The organism is Bradyrhizobium zhengyangense, assembly GCF_022012555.1.
Taxonomy (GTDB): domain Bacteria; phylum Pseudomonadota; class Alphaproteobacteria; order Rhizobiales; family Xanthobacteraceae; genus Bradyrhizobium; species Bradyrhizobium zhengyangense.
On sequence record NZ_JAKLTZ010000004.1, the window covers coordinates 329,555 to 352,840 of the forward strand.

Genomic DNA, 23,286 nt, shown 5'->3' on the forward strand with positions numbered 1-23,286 from the left:
CCAACCTGTCAGTGATGTGTCCGAACAGGTGTCAGCCATGTCTCCGGGCTAAACATCAAGCCGGGGCGTGACAAATGAGAGTGCGGGGCGAGGTGAAGAGATCCTAGCCCGACGGCACAATCACCATGCTCTTGTCCTTCGGCCAGCGGACGCGCCAGGCGAAGTTGATGTCGCGGACTTCGCCGGGCTTGGCGTCAAACGACCATTCCAGCACGCCGCGCTTGTCGCGTATGTCCTTTGCCGTCGGCGGCGTGGTCGCGGGCAGCATCTCCACCACGATCTCGTCATTCTCGCTGACCGGCAGCTGGTCCTCGATCGCGACGTGAATCGGGAAATCGTGGCCGTTGCGGACCGTGGTCTTGAACGCGCGCTCGTCGGTCTTCGACGTCGTGACCAGGAGGCCTGCCGAGCCTTCATTGCGCTTGAGCACCGCGCGCTCGACCTTGACCTTGTCATCGGCGCCGAAGCCCAGCCGCACGATGTCGTCCTTGGCTGAGCCCGCAAGCTTGCCGCGGCCGACGAAGATGCCGTCACGGTAGATCGCGACCTTACCCGGCAACAGCGTCGTATCGTCGGTTTGCTTGAAGCTCGCTTCGAGGAAGGCGGTGGGGTCCTGCACCGGTGCAGCGCGGACCGCAAGATCAGCGGGCACGCTCATCGAGGCGATGCGCAAGCTCTTGGCTCCTTCCGCAGCACCAAGGCTGACGCGGCCGGGGATTTTGAAGGTCGCCTGGAAGTCACCGATCTCCGCAACCGCTTGCTGTTCGTCGGCACGTTGGGCCGGCAGATCAAATTGCTCCTTGTCTTGTGCCGCCTCCATCTTCCTCAACATCGGCGCCGCCGCGGGCATGGCGGTATCCGCGACCGAGCCCAGCGCGCGCGGCTTTGGCACCTGCGGATATTGCGCCACCAGCGAGCCCAGCTCCGGTGCGCTGCCGCCGCGGGCAATACGGACGGTGGAGACGCCGAGCGTCACATTTGACCAATCCTCGCCGGTCGACTGCGTCACTTCCGCGCGGCGGACCAGCTCGAGCTGCGGCTTGCGGTCCTTGGCGCCGGTGTCGAGCCGGGCATCATAGAGCGGCAGCCAGCGCGCATTGCGGACGTTGTAAGTCACGCGCAACGTCGCCTTGGTTGCAGTAGCGGAGGCGACGTCGATGCGCACCTCGAGCTTGTTCGGCGGCTTGGCCGATCGGTCGGCTTCGAGCTGCGCGATCTGACGATCGATCTCGCGCTGCTTTCGCGCGGCATCACGGATCGCCGTTTCAGCGGCCGCGACTTCCTCGGCGACCGCAGTGAACGCCGCGCGCCATTCGGTGATCGGGCGCGCCTCGCCTTTCTCGCCGAGGCCGGCGGGAGAGGCTTCGGCAAAGCGCTGTGCAAATTTGCGCCGGGCGGCCGCCGCATCGATCGCACCTTGCAGGTCGGCACGTTCGTCCTTGAGCGCCTCAATGCGCTTATCGAGTTCGGACAGATTGACCGGCGGCGCCGCGCGCGGCGGCCGCGCGTCGATGGTGCCGATGGTGAGCCTGGCGTCAGCCTCGCCCTCGACGCGGAGGGAGGACGGATCGAGCGAAAGCGGAAAGTCCTTGGCGACCAGGGTCGAGTCGCCGGGGGCGAGGTCGAGCGCGATCACGCGCGTGACCGTCGCGCCATCAGGATAGACGGTGACGGTGTCGATGGCCGATGTGGCGTCCACATCGGCGGCCCATGAGGGCGAGGCGAGCGCTGCGGTCACCAGGACCAGGCTCGTCGTTGCCAAACATTTTGCGGTGATGCGCATCACAATTCTCCCTGCCGATATCGCCGCGTCGCCAGCCGGACGCGCGAAAATATGCCACGCCATCGTGGTGAGACGCGGCAGGGAAGGAACTGGTTCGATTGGGGTTTCCGTTGGGCGCCGCTGCGGCGGCATCGTGGCCGCGGAACGCGTCACCGCGCCGCGGCACAACGTCGCTTAAGGAACTAAGCTTCAGACCTGGCTGGGCGAACCCTGGCCGAAGATGCGGCGAAGCAGATCAGTCACATTCTTGGCGCCCGCCTTCTTCAAAATGCTGGCGCGATAGCCCTCCACCGTGCGCGCGCTCAGATGCATGCGGCGCGCGACCTCCTTGTTGGTGAGGCCGCCGGCAAGATGCGCAAGCACGTCGCCTTCGCGTGCGGTCAGAGGTTCGCACCCGGGCAACCAACGCTGCCGGCCCAGATCGGGCTGCGCGGACTCGTCGATCGCGGCGTCAATCCGGCCGACGATATCGTGGGTACGGAAGGGCTTCTCGATGAAGTCGGCCGCGCCGCTCTTGATGGCATCGACCGCCATGGCGATGCTGCCGTTCGCCGCGGTCATCAGCACCGGCGCCATGCAATTTTCCTCGCGCAGGCGCTTGAGCACGTCGAGCGCGGAGCGATCTGGCGGCATCTCCAGCAGCACGCAGGCCGGCATCCGCTCCTTTGCTTCCGACAGCAGCGACGCGCCGTCGGCGAAGCAGATCACGTCATAGGCACTCTGTTGAAGTGCGTTGGACAATTGTTCGCGAGAGGCGGCGTCGGTTTCAATGACGAATACCTCACCCTTGGAAAGCATGTTCCCCGGCATAGTCCCGATCCAGCAATGTCTTGGTCAAATGGTCAGCGACGGCCGGGGGCCTCATCGCGCCCCGCCGCATCAGCACGGCATTCACGCCGGTGCTTCGCTTTCCCTTATGTATGTTCCACCCGGTTCCCGGATTTGACGGATCGGGACAGAAACTTTACAATTCGGGACATCTGCGGGAATGGCTGACAGGAACGGGTCGCATGACCGACCTCATTCGCAGCGCAGGCTTGAGCTGTTATCCGGAGGTCGCCCGGTCGGTCGGGCTCGACCCCAGGCAGATGATGCGCAAGGTCAGGCTGCCGCTGGCCATCCTGGACAAGCCCGATACACCCATTGCGGTCCCGGCCCTACGTCGTCTGCTTGAGATATCGGCAGCGGAGTCCGGTGCCGAAGATTTCGGCTTGCGGCTCGCCGAGCGCGGCGGCCTGACCAATTTCGGCGCCGTCGGCCTGATCGTACGCGAACAGGCGACGGTCGGCGAGGCGATCGAGGCTTTCTCCCGCTTCATCCATGTCCATCACGACGGCATGAAGCTCGAAATCGTCCGAGACAAGCAGACCGTGACCATCATCTTGCACCTGCGCGGTCGGCAACCGACCGCGCCCCGCCAGTCGATCGACATGGCGCTCGGCAGCGTCCACAGCATCATCCAGTCGCTGTTCGGCAGCGATTGGCGGCCGCAGGAGGTGCACCTGCACTACCCGCCGCCGCACGACCGCAAGCGCTACCGCGACTTCTTCGGCTGCCGCGTGATCTTCAACGCGGACGAGGACGCGATCCTGATGTCGGCGTACGACATGGAGCGCCGGATTCCGAGCGCGCATCCCCTGATCGCAAGCTACTTACGCAAGCGAATCGAGGCGATCGAAAACCGCCCCGCAAGCTGGGAGGAGAAGGTCGACGAGGTCGTGCGCAGCCTGCTCGCGAACGGCGAGTGCACGGTCGAACGCGTCGCCGAGCATCTGGCCTGCACCCGCCGCACCATCCACCGTCACCTCGCCGCATCAGGCACCAGCTTCTCGGCGATCCTCGACGCGCAACGCGCCGATCTCGTGATCCAGTTGATCGAGGACCCCGGCCGGCCGCTGGCGGATATCGCCACGCAACTCGGCTTCTCCGCGCAGAGCGCCATGGCCCGCTGGTTCCGCGGCCGTTTCGGCTGCACCATCACCGAGTGGCGTAGGGGCATGCGGCCGCCGGCCGGGCCGGCCGACGCACCATCAGCGTCCGCGGCCTAAGCCCACACTCAAATCAGGCATGCTCGAAGGGGCCGACTTCGCGGATGACCTTGCAAATCTGCAAGCGGCCGCTGGCGTAGAACTCGGCATGCCCTCGTTTCATCGCCTCGATATGTTCCGGATGCGTGCGCCAGGCCTCAAGCGCCTCCTCCGAAGCAAAGCGAAACACGGTCAGCTCCTCGCCGTCGTCGGCCTTGAACGATTTGACCGACAGAAAGCCTGGAAGGCCGCTGACAATATTGTACATGCGCTCGCCCAGTCGATCATACTCCTCGATCTGAACGCCATCCCGCAGATTCAGGCCGCCAATCACCACGACTTCGCCGATCATTTTCGGTCCATCCCTCAATCGCGTTTCCGCGCCAACCTAACAGCCGACGCAACTCGAATGAAAGCTTCGGATCGACGACGGCGTTTGTTACGCCGCAGCGCAAATTTCAGCGTGCCGGGGCGGCCGCGCCCATGATGGCCAGTGCGCGCCGGGGAACACCGGCGAGCAGCGGGCCGAACGCAATGGCAAAGCCCAGGAAGGCGACGATCCAGCCGCAGGCAGCGATGTGCAGCAACGCGTCGCCATGTGCGGGCAGAACCACGGCAGCGACGCGCGCCAGTGCCGCGACGATGATCGCGACATAGATCACTTGTGTTGCCGGCGACGCCGTCAGCGCCTGCCCGGTATGGCCGAGGCTCGCGCGCGTCATCACCGCGAGGGTCATGATTCCGGCCGCCCCCGTCATCCAGGCGTGAATGCCCGCGCTCGGCGGCAGCACGCCAAAGCCGGCAAGGGCGCCGAGAAGGAAGCCCGATGGCACGAAGGCGTAGCCGACATGCAGGATCACAAGCAGCCGTTCACGTGCGGTGCGATCACCGGCCCATCGCGCCAGCCGTACCAGATGCAGCATACAGGCAAGCGCCATGACTACGCCTGTTATCGTGTTCAGCGGCATCACGATCCACGTCATCAGCGCCAGCGCGCTCAATCCGATCACCACGCCGTCAAACCGTCCGAACGGCACCGGCACGCGGCCGGGATTGAACTTGACCAGCCAGTTGCGGGTGAAGCTCGGAATGATGCGACCGCCGATCAGCGAGATCAGCAGCACGACCACACTGACGCCGATTCGGATGCTGATATCGGCCGCACCCCTGAAATGCGCTTCGAGATGGAAGGCGAAATTGCCTGACAGCAGCACCATCACGAGTCCCACGACAGGCAGATTCCGCCAATTGCCGCCGGCGATGATCTCGCGCGTTGCAGCCGCAACGACCAGCGCCAGGAAGGCGGCATCGACGGCAAGCGCAAACGCCCAGCCGATCTCGGCAGACAGCACGACCGCCGCACGTCCGGCGAGCCAGACCACCACCAACGCGCCTAGCGACGTGCCCTGGATCGGCAGCCGCCCGGTCCAGTTCGGGATCGCGGTGAACAGGAACCCGGTGATGACGGCCGGCAGGAAGCCATAGAGCATCTCATGGACGTGCCAGTCCCGCGGCGCGAAGGCTGACGTCACCGACAGCTCGCCATAGAACATGGGCAACCAGACCAGTATCGACAGCGCGGCCTGAATGGCGGCAAACAGGAAGAAGGGCCGAAAGCTGTTCGCAAACAGCTGAAAGCCCTGGAAATTACGGGATCGAGCGCCAGCCATGGGACAACTCCAGCAGATTTAGACCGTTATCTGGAAAAATACTGCTGCGCAGCCGGCGCGTTTTTGCGCTATCGCAAACTGCCCGATGATTGCTGGTGCCATCACACTCCCTGATGCCAAGGAGGCAGAATGGCCAAAGTCGACACATCGCTGGTTGCGCATTTGCCGATGTTTGCGGGCGTCAAGCCTGATGACCTTGACGAGATCCTGCGCGAGGCCCGCTCTGCGCGCTATCCCAGGAACACCGCCATATTCGAGCAGGGCGCAGACGCACAGTCGATCTTCCTGCTGCTGCACGGCCATGTCCGCGCGGCCAAGACCACGCCGACCGGCGAGCAGATCGTGGTGCGCTATGTCGCGCCCGGCGAGACCTTTGGGCTGGCGATGGCGATCGGAGCTGCGCATTATCCGGCAACCGCGCTCGCGGTCGACGACAGCGTCGTCCTGATCTGGCCCACGTCGGCCTGGCCGCGTCTGGTCGAGCGGTTTCCCGCGCTTGCCGCCAACACAATGCAAACCGTCGGCAAGCGGCTGCAGGAGAGCCACACCCGTATCCTGGAAATGTCGACCCAGCAGGTCGAGCAACGCGTCGCACATGCGCTGCTGCGGCTCGCCAATCAATCCGGCAAGAAGCTCGACCATGGCATCGAGATCGACTTCCCGATCAGTCGCCAGGACATTGCTCAGATGACCGGCACTACGTTGCATACGGTCAGCCGCATCCTCAGCGGCTGGGAGAGCCAGGGTCTCGTCGAGAGCGGCCGGCAGCGCATCATCCTGCGCGAGCCGCACAAGATTGTCGTGCTGGCGGAGCGGAGCCCGGACAGCGGCGCCGCCTGACAATAGGAGTGAGGGCGCTTCCGCTTACGGCGAAAGCGCTGCCTCGCCCGACATCCGCGCGCCCGGCGCAGATTTCGACCCACTTCACGCCGGCACACAATCGCTCAGCGCGGTCAGAAATTTGTCGCGGTCGATGCCATGCTCTCGGCAAGCGTCGTCCACGGTGTGGAAGGTCGCGATCGGACAGCCGACACAGGCCATCCTGAAGGCGAGGAACACCCGAATCGTGTGCGGCGCCGTGCGCATGATGTCATCGACCAAATCGTCGGATCCGAAGGGCATGGACAACTCCGTTCCGACATGAAGATAGCGGGGTTGGCCGGAGGTTCTTTGTTGAAGCGCAAGCTGCTGCCGACTACACAGCCCGGCTGTGCAGCTGTTTGCCCGGATCCAGATGCGCGTCGAATGCGGCGGCGACGCTGCGGACCAGGAAGCGCGAATCGTTGGCGACCGCAAGACGGTCGCCGTCCAGTCTCACCACGCCGTCCGAGATCAGCGACTTGAGCCGCGACGCCGATTGCAGCATCTCCTTTGGCTCGGCGCCATGGCGCGCGCAGATGTCGCCGAGATCGGCGCCGAACTCGCACATGATCCGCTCGATGATGTCAGCGCGCAGCCGGTCGTCGTCCGTAAGCCCATAGCCTTTCGCGGTGGCGAGGCGACCTGCTGCGATGCTCTGCTGATAGGCGCCGATCTGCACCTCGTTCTGGACATAGCCCTGCGGCAGATGTCCGATGGCGCTGGCGCCGAAGCCGAGCAGGACCTCGCCCTTGTCGGTGGTATAGCCTTGGAAGTTGCGCCGCAGCGTCCCCTGCTCGTAGGCCACGGCCATAGCGTCGTCGGGTCTTGCGAAATGGTCGAGGCCGATCTGCACGTAGCCGGCCTCCTTCAGCGCGTTGGCGATGGCGCAGGCCTGGTCGTGGCGTGCGAGGCCGTCCGGCAAATGGGCCTCGTTGATCATGCGCTGGTGCCGCTTGAAACTTGGCACATGTGCGTAGCCGAACACGGAGAATCGGTCGGGCGCGAGCTCGAGCGACCGTCGCACCGTATCCAGGCAGGATGCGATGGTCTGGTGCGGCAGACCGTAGATCAGATCGAAATTGATTCCCCCGATACCGGCCTGCCGGAGCATATCGACGACGGAGGCGGTCTGCTCATAACTTTGGACACGGTTGATCGCGCGCTGCACGAGGGGATCGAAACTCTGCACGCCGAGGCTGGCGCGGTTGACGCCGGAGAGCCGCATGGCCTCGACCATCTCTGCGGTCAATGTGCGCGGGTCGATCTCGACCGCGATCTCAGCCGAGGGCAGCACGAAGAAGGCTTGGCGCATCGCTGCCATCACTTCCGCAAAGGCCTCCGGCGCCATGATCGTCGGCGTACCGCCGCCGAAATGGATATGCTCGACCTTGATGCGGCGGCCGATGGTATCAGCGACCAGCGTGACCTCGCTGAGGAGGGTCCGCTGATAGGCAGCGACAAGCTCATCGCGGCGGACGATCTGGGTATGGCAGCCGCAGTACCAGCACATCTCGCGGCAGAACGGCACGTGCAGATAGAGCGATGCACTGGCGCCTGAGGGAAGCTCGGACAGCCAGCGTGAGTAGGTGTCGGCACCGATCTCCGGCGAGAAGTGCGGGGCGGTCGGATAGCTCGTGTAGCGCGGCAATCTCTCTTCGCCATAGCTCGCCGCGAGGTCGGTCCTCATATCTTACCCATTCGTAAAATTGACGCTGCATGCAGCCGCAGCAACCCTGGATACAGAGAATGACCCGTTTTCCACCAGACGACCTTGCGCTTGCGCAAAGTGCGGGCGCCGGATCGCGACCAGTGTGGCGTTTAATCATCATCCCCTTGGGAGATAGCCGATGGCGTCGTTTGCGCTCGACCTCGTTCTCTGGCTAGCCGGTATCCGTGGCCACATCCCGCGCTTCGACGACTTCCGTCCCGTCCCCGTCGCGCCCACCGCCGGCGCAAATCGTCTCGTGCACACGCTGGTCATCGTGGCTGCCGTGCTCGCCATGCTGTCGCTCGCGGTCTGGGGTACCGTCTGGATTGCGATCGAGATTCTCTAATCGGCGCATCCAGCTACGCGCTTCGGTCCACCCTTAAGGGATTCACCGGAGGCGAATCCGGCAAAAGCTTGTCGCAGCGCAAACACGATTGCCGCAACAGGCGCAGACTGCATCCGTCATCAAACGCTTTTCAGATGAAGGATGCTTCCGATGTTTACCCGCAGAGCCGCATTGATCAGCGCCGCCGCGACCGCGCTGATGCTGGCAGCGCCCGCTTTCGCCGCCAACGACCTCAACCTGCCGCGGCAGAAGGTGGAGCTGGTCGCCCCGCCCTTCGTGCATGCGCACGAGCAGGCGACCAAGCAGGGCCCCAAGATCATGGAGTTCACGCTCACCATCGAGGAGAAGAAGGTCGTCATCGACGAGAAGGGCACCACCTTCCAGGCCATGACGTTCAACGGCTCGATGCCGGGCCCGCTGATGGTCGTGCATGAGGGCGACTATGTCGAAGTGACGCTGGTCAATCCCTCGACCAACTCCATGCCGCACAATATCGACTTCCACTCCGCGACTGGCGCGCTCGGCGGCGCCGCGCTCACTTTGATCAATCCCGGTGAGCAGGTCGTATTGCGCTGGAAGGCCACGCGGACCGGCGTGTTCGTCTATCACTGCGCTCCCGGCGGCCCGATGATTCCCTGGCACGTCGTCTCCGGCATGAACGGCGCCGTGATGGTGCTGCCGCGCGACGGACTGAACGACGGCAAGGGCCACGCGCTGAAATACGACAAGGTCTATTATATCGGCGAGCAGGACATGTACGTGCCGCGCGACGAGAAGGGCAATTTCAAATCCTACGACTCGCCGGGCGAAGCCTTCACCGACACTGAAGAGGTGATGAAGAAGCTCATCCCGTCCCACGTCGTGTTCAACGGCAAGGTCGGCGCCCTCACCGGCAAGAACGCGCTGACGGCGAATGTCGGCGAGAACGTCCTGATCGTGCATTCGCAGGCCAACCGCGACAGCCGTCCGCACCTGATCGGCGGCCACGGCGATTATGTCTGGGAGACCGGAAAATTCTCCAATGCGCCGGAGACCGGGCTCGAGACCTGGTTCATCCGCGGCGGCTCCGCGGGAGCGGCGATGTACAAGTTCCTGCAACCCGGCATCTACGCCTATGTCACGCATAATCTGATCGAAGCTGCCGACCTCGGCGCCACCGCCCACTTCAAGATCGAGGGCAAGTGGAACGACGATCTGATGACCCAGGTGAAGGCGCCTGCGGAGATACCGCCCGCCAGCACCAACTAGAGGCGACAAGGGGCCGGCCGTTACCGGCCCCTCCTCGTTCGGGGAACGACCATGCTGATTGCATTCAAGCTCAAATTGCTGCTCGCCTGCGCGGCCGGCTTCGCAGGACCGCTGGCCGTTGCGCCACTGGTTTCCGAGATGACAACGCACGACGCGCAAGGCGAGCCTGCGATCGTCGAGATTGCCGCGGGCAGCTTCGCCTACCGCGAGGCCGGCGATTTCACCCGCGCCGGGCAGCAGGCCGAGGCACCGCTGCACACATTGCAATTCACGAAGCCGCTCCATGTCATGCGCGAGCAGGTCTCCTCGGCCGACTACCAGCTTTGCGTGCAGGATGGCGAATGCCGCGCGCTTGATCGCGGCGTCGCGATTGCGCCCGACCGTCCTGCGGTACAGGTGAGCTGGCACGATGCGCAGGCATATGCGAGCTGGCTGTCGCGCAAGACCGGCCACCATTACCGCCTGCCGAGCGACGCCGAATGGGCTTTTGCGGCGGGCTCGCGCTTCAAGGACGATGGCGCGCCCGCGGACGCGGACAATCCGGCAAAGCGCTGGATCAGCCGCTACGAGCGCGAATCCGAGCGCGACCTTTCCGACACCACGGCCTATCCGTTCGGCAAGTTCGGCCTCAACGAGCGTGGCGTGTCCGACGTCGCCGGCAATGTCTGGGAGTGGACTTCAACCTGCTTCGTGCGCTCGCGCGTCGATGCATCAGGTAACGCCGGCCGCCCGACGGTGAATTGCGGCGTACGCATCGCCGAAGGCGCGCACCGCGCCTACGTCACCGACTTCATCCGCGACGCACGCGCCGGCGGCTGCGCACAGGGCGTGCCGCCCGCCAATCTCGGTTTTCGTTTGGTCCGCGAGGAGCGGTCATGGGTGGCGAACGTGTCGGCGCGGTGGGGCAAAGTGTGGGCGAGGTCGTAGCCGCCTAGCCCGGATGGAGCGCAGCGAGGTCAAATTGCGCGCGCGAACATGCGAAATCCGGGCGCTCCGATGATCGCCTCGAAGGCGGGGTCTCGCTTCTCTTCCGCAAAGGCAAAACCGGCCTTGGCATAAGCCCGCTCTGCGGGCTCGTTGCCGATCAGGAACGAGATCGTTGCGCGATTAAATCCAGCCGTCCGCCCCTTCTCGAGCGCCTGCGCGATCAGTGCCTGCACGAGGCCGCGGCCGCGATAGGCGGGATCGGTCGCGACATGCTCGATCATCCAGTCACCCTCGCCGCCTTGAACCCAGCAGTCCCGGACATAGGCGCCGCGTCGGCGGATGGCCTCCAGCTCGGACGCAGTCAACCCAGTCGCTGCGCCGACCTCCGCGATCGCAGCCCACGCCGCCGGGCCGGTGCCGGCCGCAGGCACGGCACAGAGCGCAGCGGCGGGTTTGTCATCGCATTCCGCGATCAGGAAGTTCTGATAATGCCACATCGACACGGCCTGTGCGGTCGCGATACGCGCGATGAAATCGCGGCACTGCTGTTCCGGCCAGCCCAGCGCAATGTCGAACCAGCCGCGCGGCCGGTGGCCGCGCTGCGATGGCAGGATGGTTCTGGCGATGAAATCGGCATCGTCGGGACGCGCAGACCGTATCGTCATGCGCGCCCCCTTTGCCAGGACCTTACGTGTTCTTCAGCGCGACGCGGAATTCGGCTTCGGTCTTGGCCTTGACCTCATCGAGCGTGACGCCGTCGGCGAGCTCGATCAGAGCCATGCCGCCGTCCCCGTGCTTGTCGATGGTGAAGACGGCGAGATCGGTCACGACCATGTCGACGACGCGCTCGCCGGTCAGCGGCAGATTGCACTTCTTCAGGAGCTTGGCGCCGTCCTTGGCCGAATGCTCCATCACGACGACGACGCGCTTGACGCCGGCGACGAGGTCCATCGCGCCGCCCATGCCCTTGACCATCTTGCCGGGGATCATCCAGTTGGCGAGGTCGCCGTTCTGGGCCACCTGCATGGCGCCGAGGATCGACAGATCCATGTGGCCGCCGCGGATCATGCCGAAGGAATCCGCGCTGGAGAAATAAGAGGTCGACGGCAGCTCGCTCACGGTCTGCTTGCCGGCGTTGATGAGATCGGCATCTTCCTCGCCCTCATAGGGGAACGGGCCCATGCCGAGCATGCCGTTCTCGCTCTGCAGGCTGACGTCGACGCCATCGGGGATGTAGTTCGAGACCAGCGTCGGGATACCGATGCCGAGATTGACGTAATAGCCGTCACGCAATTCCTTCGCGGCGCGCGCGGCCATCTGTTCGCGGGTCCAGGCCATCAGATTTCTACTCCTGTTCCGGCCGCGGGCGCGCTCGACGGGCGCGGGCGGGTGTTGCGGAATTCGATGCGCTTCTTGGCCGTGCCGACCTCGACGATGCGCTTCACGAAAATGCCGGGCGTGTGGATGTGATCAGGGTTGAGTTCACCGGCGGGAACCAGGTGCTCGACCTCGGCCACGGTGATCTTCGCGGCGGTCGCCATCATCGGGTTAAAGTTGCGCGCGGTCTTGCGGTAGATCAGGTTGCCGGCGGTGTCGCCCTTCCAGGCGTGCACGATGGCGAGGTCGGCGAACAGGCCGCGCTCCATCAGGTACTTCTCGCCGTCGAACTCCTTCACTTCCTTGCCTTCGGCGATCAGCGTGCCGACACCGGTCTTGGTGTAGAAGGCCGGGATGCCGGCGCCGCCGGCGCGGATGCGCTCAGCCAGCGTGCCCTGCGGGTTGAATTCGAGTTCCAGCTCGCCGGCGAGGAATTGCTGGGCGAACAGCTTGTTCTCGCCGACATAGGACGAGATCATCTTCTTGATCTGGCGGGTTTCCAGGAGGCGCGAGAGCCCGATGCCGTCGACGCCGGCATTGTTCGAGACGACCGTCAGACCCTTCACGCCGGAGTCGCGGATCGCATCGGACAGCGATTCGGCGATGCCGCAGAGGCCGAAGCCACCCGACATGATCATCATGTTGTCCTTCAGAACGCCCTCGAGCGCCGACTTGGCGTCGGGATAGACCTTGTTCATGCAAAAACCCTCGACTTAAACCTGAGAGGCGCAGCGCCCTTATTGGCGGCGATTATTAGGCGAAATCGTCCGAAGCCGTCAATGATACGGGGTTCTCCGTTCCGAGGGGCGGTGCTAGAAGCTGCCCACGCCGTGGGCAGAACCGTCCGCGGCCTTGAAAGCGACAAGAAAACCCATCAAGTTGCGGCACTTAACATAACAGGACTTGGACAGGATCTTGGCGGGGGCGCGCAGGCTTCCCGGCCCGCCTTTCCGGCTCAAGCGACCAACCCGATCAGGACATGCCATTGACCATGGCCCAAGGAATGAAGCGCCTCGGGACGCCGATTGCGGCGCTGCTCGGCGTCGTGCTGATCGCCCTGATCGCGACCTCCTGGCTCATCAACCGCGACGCGTTGCGCAAGGCAGTCGAAGCGCAGATCCGCGACGTCACCGGACTCGAGCTCAGCGTGGCGGGCAATATCGACATTTCCGTATTGCCGGCGAGCTACATCTCCTTCCATGACGTCGGTCTCAAGGGCGGCGGCACCGCCGACCCCGCGCTCCATGTCGACGTGCTCACCGCCAATCTTCGGCTACTGCCGCTGCTGCTGCAACGGTTCGAAATCGCCGACCTGACACTGCTGCGGCCGCACATCCATGTCAGCCTGAAGCCGGACGGCGAGAGCAACTGGACACCGTTCATCCAGACCATTGCGCGAACGATGAAGCCCGGCGCCGACAACCAGGTCTCATTCTCCGAGATCAGGATCCAGGACGGCTTGCTCGACTATATGGACGTCGCCACGAATGCCACGGAGAAGTTCGAGGACATCGACCTGTCGCTGGCCTGGCCCTCGATCTCGCGCTCCTTCGCCGCAACCGGGCAGTTCGACTGGCGCGGCGAACGCGTCGACGGCTCGATCAGTTTTGCCGATTTCGTCGCGGCGCTCTCGGGCGAGCGCTCCGGCCTGAAGGCGCGGATCGCCAGTGCACCGCTCAAACTCGCCTTTGACGGCAGCGTCGCCAACCGCACTAGCCCGATGATGGAGGGCACGCTCACCATCGACAGCCCGTCCTTGCGCAACGCGCTGCGCTGGACCGGCCAGCCGCCGCCCGGCAGCGGCGGCTTCGGCCGCTTCGCGCTGAAGGCGCGCGCCAATGTCGTTGGCGCCTCGATCGCGCTGACCAACGTCAATGTCGAGCTCGACGGCAACACCGCCGAGGGCGTCATGACCTATGCCAATAACGGCCGGCAGACTCTGCAGGCGACGCTGGCCGCCGACGCACTCGACTTCACGCCTTATATCTCCACCTTCCGTCTGCTCGCGAGCGGCGCGCGCGACTGGAACAGGCAGCTGTTCGATCTCAACGGATTGTCGAGCACCGACCTCGACATGCGCCTCTCGGCAGCCAGGCTGACGGTCGGCCCGACCAAGCTCGGCCGCACCGCGATCGGCGCCAATTTGCGCAACGGCACGCTGGCGCTCTCGGTCGGCGAGGCCCAGGTCTATGGCGGCATCGCCAAGGGCTCGTTCGGCATCTCGCGCTCCGACACGGTCGCCGACATCAAGGCGCAATTCCAGTTCGCCGACGTTGACCTTCAGGCCTGCGCTACCGAGCTGTTCGGCCTCAACAAGCTGTCTGGCCGCGGCAACATCAACGTGTCCCTCATGGCCTCCGGCTCGAGCCCGTTTGGCCTCGTGCAATCGCTCGACGGCACCGCCAGCGTGATCGGGCACGACGGCGCCATCTCCGGCTTCAATGCCGAGCAGCTCCTGAAACGGCTCGAGCGCCGGCCGCTGTCCGGCGGCGGCAATTTCCGCAGCGGTACGACGCCGTACGACAACCTCACCATCTCGGTGAAATTCGCCGACGGCATCGCCACCGCCGAGGACATCCGCATCGAAGGGCCTGCGGCAAAGATCACGCTGACCGGCACCGCGTCGGTGCCGACGCGCGAATACGACATGAAAGGTGTGGCGAGCCTGAACACAACGTCCGGCTTTCAGCTGCCTTTCATGGTGCAGGGTCCCTGGGACGATCCGCTGATCTTCCCCGACCCCGAAGCCCTGATCCGCCAGTCGCCAGCGGCATCACCCTTCCTCGACCTCCTGAAGCAACGCATCACCGGCGGCAAGCGGCAGGCGCCCGAGGGATCGCCGACGGCGGAGAACGCGAAGGACAACGCCAAGTCTAACTAGAGTGATCGAGGTCCTGGTCCTGAGGGGCCAGATCGCGTACTGCGTCCGACTTGATCCAAAGGCGCCGTCAGGCCGCCGATTGCGTCGTCGAAATCCAGCTCTTGTGGTCCCGGATCACTGTTGCCCCGGCGATCTTCGTCCCGGCCGCAATCTCCACACTGCCGCTCTGCCCCAGTTCACGAGCCAACACCTCGCGGTCACAGGCGTCCTCCCACAGCGAAACGGTGATGGCTGCGACGCAATTGCTGATCATGCTGGTCAGCGCCCGCGCTTCCGACATGAAGCGGTCGATACCGACCAGCAGGGCCACGCCGGTCACAGGCAAATCGGGCATGACGGAGAGGGTCGCCACAAGCGCGACGAAGCCGCTGCCGGTGACACCGGCCGCTCCTTTCGACGTCAGCAGCATCAGTCCGAGCATCGCCGCGATCTGCCCCCATGACAGGTGAATGTCGCAGGCTTGCGCGATGAAGATGGAGGCCAGGGTGAGATAGATGGCGCTGCCGTCCAGATTGAAGGAGTAGCCCATCGGCAGCACGAGCCCTGACACGCCTTTCCGGCATCCGAGCTGCTCCAGCTTGCGCAGCGCGCCAGGCAGCGCCGGCTCCGACGAGGACGTGCCGAGCACGATCAGCAACTCTTCCCTGAAGTAGCGGATCGTCTTCCACAGGCTGAAGCCGTTCAGCCGCGCCAGCGTCCCGAGCACGACGACCACAAAGACGGAGCAGGCGACATAGAACGTCAAGATCAGCAGTCCGAGCGAGCCAATCGAACGGACGCCGTAACGGCCCACCGTGAATGCCATGGCGCCGAAGGCCCCGAGCGGCGCAAGCTTCATGATGAAGCCGAAGGACACAAACAGCACGTGCGAGAACGAGGCGACCGCCTTTGTCACCGCAGCACCTCCGTCGCCCGCACGGCTTAAGCCAAAGGCGATCAGGATGGAGATCAGCAGGACCGGCAGCACCTCGCCATCCGCAAACGCTCCGAAGAACGAATGCGGGATGATGTGCAGCATGAAGTCCGCAAATCCGGTCGCAGCTGCCTGCTTGGTGAACTTCGCAGCCACCGACGGATCCAGCGTACTGACGGAAACATGCATGCCCACACCCGGCTGGATCAACGAGACAGCCATCAGTCCGGCCAGCAGGGCGAGCACGGTCAGCAGATAGAACAGCGCCATGGATTTCACCAGGGTGCGACCGACCTCGCGGGAATCGCTGATGCTGTTGATGCCGCTGACGATGGTGCAGAACACGATCGGTGCGATCATCATCTTGACGAGCTTGACGAAGCCGTCTCCGAGGGGCTTCAGCGCGGCGCCGAATTCCGGCCAGAAATGACCAGTGAGGACGCCCAGCATGACGCCAATCAACACCTGAACGTAGAGTATGCGATAGAATGGCTTTCGTGCCTCGCTGTGCCCGGGCCCAACCATTGCTTGCATCTGCATTCTCGTTTCTCCCATGTTCTGATTTTCTTGATGGCTTCGCAGGCGGCAGGTTTCAGGCCGCCAGCACCGCATGAGGCACGTGCGACCGGCGGGCAAAGACGTGCCCTTCAAAGATCCGCCGGGCTGTCCGCTGCACCCGGGCGACCGGCCCGGGCTCCAGCCGAACCACGAGCTGGCCGGAGGGATGGCCGAGCGTGATCGGCACCGGCGGCGCCAGCGGTCCGACCATCTCTGCGGCGATCGTTCCGGGTGTCACGCATGCAGTCGCGATCGCGACAGCGCCGGTCACCGCCAGCGCGCTATGACAGTCATGGGGCATGAAGTAGCGGGTGTTCAGGGTCGCGGCGCCGGCAGACGCAATCAGAACCGGCTTCGGAATCACCATGTTCGCGGAATCTGGAAAACCCATCAGACGCCCGGCCTCGATACGCAGTCTTTCGAGACGCGCGCGGAAGCTGCTGTCGGCGAAGTCGGAGGGCGCCTCGCGACCGGTCCATCCCAGATCCGCCGCGCGGACCAGCATGACCGGCATCGCAGCGTCGATGCAGGTCACATCGATCCCTCCGATGCGGTCGACCGGCCGTCCGGTCGGCAGCAGGCGGCCAGTGCGCGCGCCCGCCGCGTTGGGGAACGACAGTTCGACGGGCGCGGCGGTCCCCGGTACGCCATCGATTCGCGCTTCGCCCTCGTAAGTGACCCGCCCACCGGGGGTGGCGACCGTCGCATCGATCAGCTTGCCGGTGTTGACATTGTGGATACGCACATGCGTGCGATCTGCGGTCGCGGCGACCAGGCCGGCTTCGATTGCGAACGGCCCCACGGCAGCCAGCATGTTTCCGCAGTTCGGGGACGTATCGACGATCCCTTCACGAACGCGCACCTGGACGAACAGGTAGTCGACATCGGCGCCTGGTACGGATGCCGGCCCAATGATCGCGACCTTGTTGACAACCGCATTGCCGCCGCCGATTCCATCGATCCCGAGATCGTGCCCGCTTCCCATCACGGACAACAGGAGCGCGTCGCGCAGGCCGGGGTCGGCCGGAAGATCGCGGGCCAGGAAAAACGGGCCCCGAGAGGTCCCTCCGCGCATGACCACACAAGGAATGGCAATCTGATCGTTCATGGCATTGTTCCGTTCGGCGACATCTTCGTTCGAACCCGAACATCCTCCGCCAGAACTCTTTTGTGAAATGCAAATATCTGAGGTATTATTCCGTATATCGGTATAATGGAGCCTGCTCATGAACGCTGAACTGCTCGACCTCAAGGCGTTCATCACCGTTGCAGAGACGGGAAGCTTCGTGCGGACCGCCAAGGCGCTGAACCTGTCGCAGCCCGCGCTCAGCCGACGCATTCAGAAGCTGGAGGAAAGCCTGGGTGCGCCACTGCTCGAGCGCTCCACCCGCCACGTCAATCTCACCATGACAGGCCGCGACTTCCTGCCGAAGGTGCGCCGGCTCATCGACGAATTCGAGACCTCGGTGCTCGCCATCCAGGATATCGGAGCGCGGAGTTCAGGCCTGGTCTCGGTCGCCGCGGTGCCGACCGCGGTGTTCTACTTCCTGCCGCGTGCAATCGGCCGGTTCGCCGATGCGTATCCGCGCATTCGCGTTCGCATTCTGGACATTGGTGCCAACGAGGGATTGGAAGCGGTCGCGCGCGGAGAAGTTGACTTCGGCATCAATTTCATCGGTGCCTCACATGCCGAGATTGAATTCGAGAAGCTCGTTGAGGATCCTTTCGTCCTCGCCTGCCGCCATGACCATCCGCTGGCATCGCGCAAACAGGTAAGCTGGCCCGAAATCGCGCCGCACCGAGTTATCACCGTCGGCCGCAACAGCGGCAATCGCGCGTTGATCGACAATGCGCTGGCGCGACATGGCCTCCAGTTGAACTGGTCCTATGAAGTCGCGCACCTCTCCGGTTCGCTCGGTCTGGTCGAAGCGGGCCTCGGCATCGCCGTGCTCCCCAAGCTGGCGACGCCGGCCGCCGGCCATCCGATCATTCACACCATTCGGCTGATCGAGCCGGAAGTGTCGCGGACGATCGGAATCGTGCGCCGGCGCGGAGCTACATTATCCCCTCATGCCAGCCAATTCCTCAAGATGCTCCTCGAGGCATGGCGCTCTCCGTCCCGGACCGGCGGGCAAGGCAAGCCGCGGTCCCGGTCCGCTGAGGCAAGTGCGGAAGCCGTTTCGACGGGCCCGAAGGGAAAGCGCTCGTAGCTCGCAGAGAGTGCGGCGCAAGTCCGTTTCCCGGTAGAGGCGGTGAGCAGCCTCGCTTTGGGAACACGCACTCCGAATTGATCGGCACGAATTGATGCGGCGATTGGATCGATGCGCGCGTTAAGCATCTCCGAGAGCCCGACACCCCTCGACCTAGGTCTGACAACATGCCGCTAGATCGGATAGCGGCCATGGGCTAGTGTTTTATCCGACCGGTTAAAACACCGGCCGCTTGAGGGAGAAAAACGTGAAATCCAAGGTTATTGGCGCAGTTACATTGGCGGTAGCTGCAGCTGGGCTGTTTGCAGCCGCCGCACCCGCTTTCGCGCAGCAAAAAACGATTACGGTCTGGTGGGGCAAGGGCTTCTACCGCTCCGAAGACGACGCACTGCTCGACACGATCAAGAAGTTCGAAGCCAAGACCGGCATCAAGGTCGAGTTGTCGCAGTATGCGATCCAGGACATGATTCCGAAGACGGTCGCCGCGCTCGATGCCGGCACCGTGCCCGACGTCGCCTATTCCGACACTTATGACGTGCAGGTGCAGGGCAAGTGGGCCTATGAGGGCAAGCTCGAGGACCTTTCCGACATCATGGAACCGATCAAGGATCGGTTCGTGCAAAACACGCTGGATGCGTCGATCCTCTATAACGACGTCGCCAAGAAGAAAGCCTATTACGGCTTCCCGCTGAAGCAGCAGAGTATGCACGTCCAGATCTGGAACGACATGCTGGAGAAAGCCGGCTTCAAGCAGAGCGACATCCCGAATGATTGGGAAGGCTATTGGTCATTCTGGTGCGACAAGGTGCAGCCGGCGATCCGCAAGGCCACCGGCCAGCGCATCTACGCCGTCGGCCAGCCGATGGGCGTGGAATCCACCGACGCCTTCCAGTCGTTCTACACCTTCATGGACGCCTATCATGTCAAGCTGGTCGACGACGACGGCAAGCTCCTGGTGGACGATCCCAAGGTTCGCGAGAACCTGATCAAGGCGATGAAGGACTACACCGACACCTACATCAAGGGCTGTACCCCGCCGTCCTCGACGACCTGGAAGGACCCGGACAACAACGTCGCCTTCCACAACAAGACCATCGTGATGACCCACAACTTCACGATCTCGATCGCGGCGAAATGGTACGAGGACTCGCAGAACCAGGCGCTGACGCAAGAACAGCGCGACGCCGGCAAGAAGGCCTATGAGCAGGACATCATCACGGCGTCCTTCCCGAAGGCGCCGGATGGTTCGACCATTCGCTACCGCTCCGACGTCAAGACCGGGCTGATCTTCACCGCGGCCAAGAACAAGGCCGAGGCCAAGCAGTTCATCAGCTTCCTGCTCCAGGAAGAGAACGTGCGTCCCTATATCGAGGGCGCGCTCGGCCGCTGGTTCCCGGTGACGAAGGAAAGTCAGGCCAGCCCGTTCTGGCAGGCCGACAAGCATCGCAAGGCGGTGTACGCCCAGTTCACCGGCGGCACCGCGCCGTTCGACTTCACCAAGAACTGGAAGTTCACGATCCTGAACAACGAGAACGTCTGGGCCAAGGCGATGAACCGCGTGGTCAGCGAGAAGGTCCCGGTCGACAAGGCCGTCGACGAACTGATCGCCCGCATCAAGCAGGTCGCGGGCTAAGTCCCCTGCACTTCCCTCTCCCCGCTTTGCGGGGAGAGGTGTAAGAACAACACCGGCCGCGTTTCGCGGCCGGCTTCTCTTTGAAGAGTTCGAAAAGAATGGCGATTACGCTTTCTGGCGATCAGGCGATCCCCGCCCCACCCCTGACGTCGCGGCTGACCACGGCGCAGGTCTGGGGCATCGTGCTGCTCACGCCCTATCTGCTCGTTTTCCTCGCCTTCGTCGTCTATCCCGTCTGCTACGGGCTGTGGCTGGCGCGAGCGCCGTCGAACTATGTCGCGCTCTGGAACGACCCGATCTTCGGGCGCGCCGCGGTCAACACGCTGATCTTCCTGGTCATCGGCATCAACATCAAGATGCTGATCGCGCTGTTCCTGTCCGGCTTTTTTGCGCAGCAGCGCACCTGGATCAAATGGCTTTCGGTGATCTTCATCCTGCCCTGGGCGGTGCCGTCGATTCCGACCATCCTGTCGGTGCGCTTCATGCTCAACCCCGAATGGGGCATGATCAACCACTACATCTTCGCCTTCACCGGCGATGACGGCCCGAACTGGCTGAACGACCCGACCGTGGCGCTGACCATGGCGATCGGCGTGCACATCTGGAAATCGCTACCGTTCTGGACGATGATCCTGATCACCGGGCGCCTTGCGATCGCGCAGGACCTATTCGAGGCCGCCGAGGTCGACGGCGCGAACTGGTGGCAAAAATTCCGCTTCATCACCTGGCCGTCGATGCAGACGCTCTACGTCACCTGCACGCTGCTCTCGATGATCTGGACGCTCGGCGATTTCAACAGCGTCTATCTGCTCACCGGCGGTGGTCCGGCCGACCTCACGCACGTGCTGTCGACGCTTGGCATTCGCTATCTCCGGCTCGACCAGCTCTCGCTCGCGATGGCCTCCATCGTCTGCGCGATGCCGTTCGTCCTGCCGCTCGTGTATTTCATGATGAAACGGTTGTCGCGATGAAGCTTCCCTCCCTCCGTGACGTCGCGACGGAAGCGCGGCTGCTCTTGATCGGCATTCCCGTCTTCCTGTGGACGATGATTCCGATCTATCACATGTTCCTGTTCGCGATCTCTCCGAAGGAGGACGCGTTCTCGGGCAAGCTGTGGCCGGACCATCCGACGCTGCACAACTTCGAAATCGTGTTCAAGCAGCAGCACTATTTCCTGCGCGACTTCTACGTCCAGTTCTGGAATTCGACCGTGATCGCGGCCGCCGTCGGTGCGCTGACCCTGTTCATCGCCACGGCTGCGGCGTTCTCGATCTCGCGGCTGAAGGTGCCAGGCGGGCGCGTGGTGCTGAACCTCGCGCTCTTCACCTATTTCATTCCGGCGGCGTTCCTCGCCGTGCCGATGTACCGCACCATGGGCAATTACGGTCTGCTCAACAATCGCTGGGCATTGATCCTGGCGATGGTGACGATCGCCTCGCCCTACGCGATCTGGGTGCTCAAGCAGGCCTCCGACAAGCTGCCGGTCGAGCTGGATGAAGCCGCGGTGATGGACGGCGCCACGACGCTGCAGATCTTCCGCCTGGTCTATTTGCCGCTGATGATGCCCTCGCTGGTCGCGATCGGCACCTATGCGGTGCTGCTCGCCTGGAACGAATATCTCTACGCGTTCCTGCTACTCTCGAACGACCAAGACATCACGCTGCCCGTCGCGCTCGGCAACTTCCTTGCCGCGGACGATTCGCCCTGGGAGCTGCTGATGACCACCGGCTTCATCTACGCGCTGCCACCGGCCGCGGTCTACTACGCCTTCCGCCGCTACATGGTGGGCGGGCTGACGGCGGGCGCGGTGAAGTCCTAGACATCCTCGGCGCGCTTCCTGCGATAGGCGAGCAGCAGCGCGACCATCGAACCGAAGAAATAGCCGGCGGTCGCGCCCGAAATGGCGCGGCCGACGATGATTGCAAGCGCTCGGTCGCCTGCGTCGATGGCGGAGATCACGCTCACCGTGTACTGCAGGGTGAACACGACGAGATTGCGAATCAGCGCGAATGCACTGCCTGGACGGATGATCTCTCCCGTCTTGTGATCGACATCGAACGGACGCGGTGTCAGCACACCGAGCGGCAGCAGCGCCAGCGCCGCACCGATCCATGCGACCAGCGGCCATTGGCTGTCCTGATGTCCGAAACCGATCCTCGAAACGCCCCAGACGATGAAGACGGCCGGAACGATCAATGCACGCCAGATCGGCGCCTTGCGCGGCTGCATCGCCTTGATGCCCTGCCAGACCAGATAAGCCAGCAGGATCCAGACCCAGGGCGGAGTGTGGATCAGGATTTGATAGACGAACATCATGACCCGTTCCTTTTCTAGAGAGGCGCAGCGCTCTCGCCCTGCGAGCTCGACAGTTTTGAAGCGAGCGAGGCGATGACAATGACGACCGCGATCAGGGCGATCACCAGCGTGCAGATCGCATTGATCTCCGGCTTCACACCCAGTCGCACCTCGGAATAGATACGGATCGGCAGCGTGGCCGAGCCGGGGCCGGTGGTGAAGCTGGCGATCACGAGGTCGTCGAGCGAGAGCGTGAAGGCGAGCATCCATCCGGCGACGATGGCGGGCGCGATCAGCGGCAGCGTGACCGACAGGAAGGCCCGAACGGGCGCGCAGCCGAGATCCATCGCCGCCTCCTCGAGCGAACGGTCGAGCGAGCCGAGGCGCGACTGCACGACGACGGCGACAAAGCACATCGTCAGCGTGGTATGCGCGATCGTCACCGTCCAGAAGCCGCGCTCGGCGTTCAGCGCCACGAACAGCAGCAGCAGCGACAGTCCCGTGATCACCTCCGGCATCACCAGCGGCGCATAGAGCATGCCGGAGAACAGCGTGCGGCCGCGAAAGCGCTCGCCGCGCGACAGCGCCACCGCAGCCAGCGTGCCGATCAGTGTGGCGATGGTTGCGGAGGCGACCGCAACCCTCAGGCTCATCCAGGACGCCTCGATCATGGCGCGGTCGGCGAAGAACTCGTGATACCAGCGCAGCGACCAGCCGCCCCATACCGTCACCAGCCGCGAGGCGTTGAAGGAGTAGATGACGAGGATCAGAATGGGCAGATAGAGGAAGGCGAGTCCCAGCGCCAGCGAGGCAATGTTGAATCGGGACAGACGGGACGCCTTTCGCATC

23 protein-coding genes are annotated in these 23,286 nt (G+C 63.8%); 10 read left to right on the plus strand and 13 right to left on the minus strand.

The genetic code is table 11. The features are described 5' to 3' along the window. Window positions 1–103 precede the first annotated feature (103 nt). Window positions 104–1,783 carry a mucoidy inhibitor MuiA family protein gene (locus tag L6639_RS17105; RefSeq protein ID WP_237862899.1) on the minus strand — a complete coding sequence of 560 codons (1,680 nt, stop codon included), beginning with the start codon at window positions 1,781–1,783 and terminating at the stop codon, window positions 104–106. Window positions 1,784–1,972: 189 nt separating this feature from the next. Continuing rightward, entirely contained in the window at window positions 1,973–2,593 is a 621-nt protein-coding gene (locus L6639_RS17110; RefSeq protein ID WP_237862900.1) for a response regulator transcription factor, read from the minus strand. A gap of 200 nt (window positions 2,594–2,793) precedes the next feature. On the opposite strand from L6639_RS17110, the gene L6639_RS17115 reads away from it, so the two are divergent. Beyond that, window positions 2,794–3,831: an AraC family transcriptional regulator gene (locus L6639_RS17115; RefSeq protein ID WP_237862901.1), complete on the plus strand. Its 1,038-nt coding sequence runs from the start codon at window positions 2,794–2,796 to the stop codon at window positions 3,829–3,831. A 13-nt stretch (window positions 3,832–3,844) separates the two neighbouring features. On the opposite strand, the gene L6639_RS17120 is transcribed toward L6639_RS17115, so the two are convergent. Both L6639_RS17120 and L6639_RS17125 read right to left on the minus strand, forming a co-directional pair. Beyond that, window positions 3,845–4,162: an antibiotic biosynthesis monooxygenase family protein gene (locus L6639_RS17120; protein ID WP_041953739.1), complete on the minus strand. Its 318-nt coding sequence runs from the start codon at window positions 4,160–4,162 to the stop codon at window positions 3,845–3,847. A 106-nt stretch (window positions 4,163–4,268) separates the two neighbouring features. Next, window positions 4,269–5,480, minus strand: a complete 1,212-nt coding sequence (locus L6639_RS17125; protein ID WP_237862902.1) for an NnrS family protein — start codon at window positions 5,478–5,480, stop codon at window positions 4,269–4,271. Window positions 5,481–5,609: 129 nt separating this feature from the next. On the opposite strand from L6639_RS17125, the gene L6639_RS17130 reads away from it, so the two are divergent. Continuing rightward, window positions 5,610–6,320, plus strand: coding sequence for a Crp/Fnr family transcriptional regulator (locus L6639_RS17130; RefSeq protein WP_237862903.1), 711 nt, complete (start codon window positions 5,610–5,612; stop codon window positions 6,318–6,320). A gap of 84 nt (window positions 6,321–6,404) precedes the next feature. Here L6639_RS17130 and L6639_RS17135 read toward each other — a convergent pair whose 3' ends face one another. Further along, a complete protein-coding gene (locus L6639_RS17135; protein WP_237862904.1) occupies window positions 6,405–6,602 on the minus strand; it encodes a DUF1858 domain-containing protein in 198 nt (65 codons plus the stop codon). A 73-nt stretch (window positions 6,603–6,675) separates the two neighbouring features. After that, the gene (gene hemN / locus L6639_RS17140) at window positions 6,676–8,028 is read right to left on the minus strand and encodes an oxygen-independent coproporphyrinogen III oxidase (protein WP_237862906.1); all 1,353 of its coding nucleotides are present in this window, start codon (window positions 8,026–8,028) and stop codon (window positions 6,676–6,678) included. Window positions 8,029–8,188: 160 nt separating this feature from the next. Here hemN and L6639_RS17145 point away from each other — a divergent pair, with 160 nt between their 5' ends. The 3 genes from L6639_RS17145 (at window position 8,189) to L6639_RS17155 (ending at window position 10,570) form a co-directional block, all read left to right on the plus strand. Next, complete coding sequence (locus tag L6639_RS17145; protein ID WP_237862907.1) at window positions 8,189–8,395, plus strand: hypothetical protein; 207 nt, start codon at window positions 8,189–8,191, stop codon at window positions 8,393–8,395. A 150-nt stretch (window positions 8,396–8,545) separates the two neighbouring features. After that, window positions 8,546–9,643: a copper-containing nitrite reductase gene (gene nirK, locus L6639_RS17150; protein WP_237862908.1), complete on the plus strand. Its 1,098-nt coding sequence runs from the start codon at window positions 8,546–8,548 to the stop codon at window positions 9,641–9,643. A gap of 51 nt (window positions 9,644–9,694) precedes the next feature. Further along, window positions 9,695–10,570 carry a formylglycine-generating enzyme family protein gene (locus L6639_RS17155; protein WP_237862909.1) on the plus strand — a complete coding sequence of 292 codons (876 nt, stop codon included), beginning with the start codon at window positions 9,695–9,697 and terminating at the stop codon, window positions 10,568–10,570. 29 nt (window positions 10,571–10,599) lie between these two features. On the opposite strand, the gene L6639_RS17160 is transcribed toward L6639_RS17155, so the two are convergent. Genes L6639_RS17160 through L6639_RS17170 form a run of 3 tightly spaced genes read right to left on the minus strand, consistent with a single transcriptional unit; the run spans window position 10,600 to window position 12,645 of the window. Continuing rightward, on the minus strand, window positions 10,600–11,235 hold the full coding sequence (locus L6639_RS17160; RefSeq protein WP_237862910.1) for a GNAT family N-acetyltransferase: 636 nt from the start codon (window positions 11,233–11,235) through the stop codon (window positions 10,600–10,602). Between the two features lie 22 nt (window positions 11,236–11,257). Continuing rightward, a complete protein-coding gene (locus tag L6639_RS17165; RefSeq protein WP_212298191.1) occupies window positions 11,258–11,908 on the minus strand; it encodes a CoA transferase subunit B in 651 nt (216 codons plus the stop codon). Then, a complete protein-coding gene (locus L6639_RS17170) occupies window positions 11,908–12,645 on the minus strand; it encodes a CoA transferase subunit A (protein ID WP_237862911.1) in 738 nt (245 codons plus the stop codon). The genes L6639_RS17165 and L6639_RS17170 overlap by 1 nt, the downstream gene beginning before the upstream one ends. 293 nt (window positions 12,646–12,938) lie before the next feature. Between L6639_RS17170 and L6639_RS17175 the strand changes: the two genes are divergently transcribed. Beyond that, the gene (locus L6639_RS17175; protein ID WP_237863343.1) at window positions 12,939–14,828 is read left to right on the plus strand and encodes an AsmA family protein; all 1,890 of its coding nucleotides are present in this window, start codon (window positions 12,939–12,941) and stop codon (window positions 14,826–14,828) included. 67 nt (window positions 14,829–14,895) lie between these two features. Here L6639_RS17175 and dctA read toward each other — a convergent pair whose 3' ends face one another. Further along, window positions 14,896–16,281: a C4-dicarboxylate transporter DctA gene (dctA, locus tag L6639_RS17180; protein WP_237862912.1), complete on the minus strand. Its 1,386-nt coding sequence runs from the start codon at window positions 16,279–16,281 to the stop codon at window positions 14,896–14,898. 52 nt (window positions 16,282–16,333) lie between these two features. Next, window positions 16,334–17,407 carry a 4-oxalomesaconate tautomerase gene (locus L6639_RS17185; RefSeq protein ID WP_237862913.1) on the minus strand — a complete coding sequence of 358 codons (1,074 nt, stop codon included), beginning with the start codon at window positions 17,405–17,407 and terminating at the stop codon, window positions 16,334–16,336. Between the two features lie 118 nt (window positions 17,408–17,525). Between L6639_RS17185 and L6639_RS17190 the strand changes: the two genes are divergently transcribed. The 4 genes from L6639_RS17190 to L6639_RS17205 all read left to right on the plus strand — a co-directional run bounded on the left by L6639_RS17190 (window position 17,526) and on the right by L6639_RS17205 (window position 21,961). Next, complete coding sequence (locus tag L6639_RS17190) at window positions 17,526–18,509, plus strand: LysR family transcriptional regulator (protein WP_237862914.1); 984 nt, start codon at window positions 17,526–17,528, stop codon at window positions 18,507–18,509. 247 nt (window positions 18,510–18,756) lie between these two features. Further along, window positions 18,757–20,142, plus strand: a complete 1,386-nt coding sequence (locus L6639_RS17195) for an ABC transporter substrate-binding protein (RefSeq protein WP_237862915.1) — start codon at window positions 18,757–18,759, stop codon at window positions 20,140–20,142. Window positions 20,143–20,240: 98 nt separating this feature from the next. After that, window positions 20,241–21,113 carry a carbohydrate ABC transporter permease gene (locus tag L6639_RS17200; protein WP_237862916.1) on the plus strand — a complete coding sequence of 291 codons (873 nt, stop codon included), beginning with the start codon at window positions 20,241–20,243 and terminating at the stop codon, window positions 21,111–21,113. Then, window positions 21,110–21,961, plus strand: a complete 852-nt coding sequence (locus tag L6639_RS17205) for a carbohydrate ABC transporter permease (RefSeq protein ID WP_237862917.1) — start codon at window positions 21,110–21,112, stop codon at window positions 21,959–21,961. The genes L6639_RS17200 and L6639_RS17205 overlap by 4 nt, the downstream gene beginning before the upstream one ends. Here the strand turns inward: L6639_RS17205 and L6639_RS17210 are convergent. Together L6639_RS17210 and L6639_RS17215 are read right to left on the minus strand one after the other, a co-directional pair. Continuing rightward, a complete protein-coding gene (locus tag L6639_RS17210) occupies window positions 21,958–22,458 on the minus strand; it encodes a DUF6622 family protein (RefSeq protein ID WP_237862918.1) in 501 nt (166 codons plus the stop codon). The genes L6639_RS17205 and L6639_RS17210 overlap by 4 nt on opposite strands. A gap of 14 nt (window positions 22,459–22,472) precedes the next feature. Continuing rightward, complete coding sequence (locus L6639_RS17215; protein WP_237862919.1) at window positions 22,473–23,285, minus strand: ABC transporter permease; 813 nt, start codon at window positions 23,283–23,285, stop codon at window positions 22,473–22,475. Between the last annotated feature and the right edge of the window lies 1 nt (window position 23,286).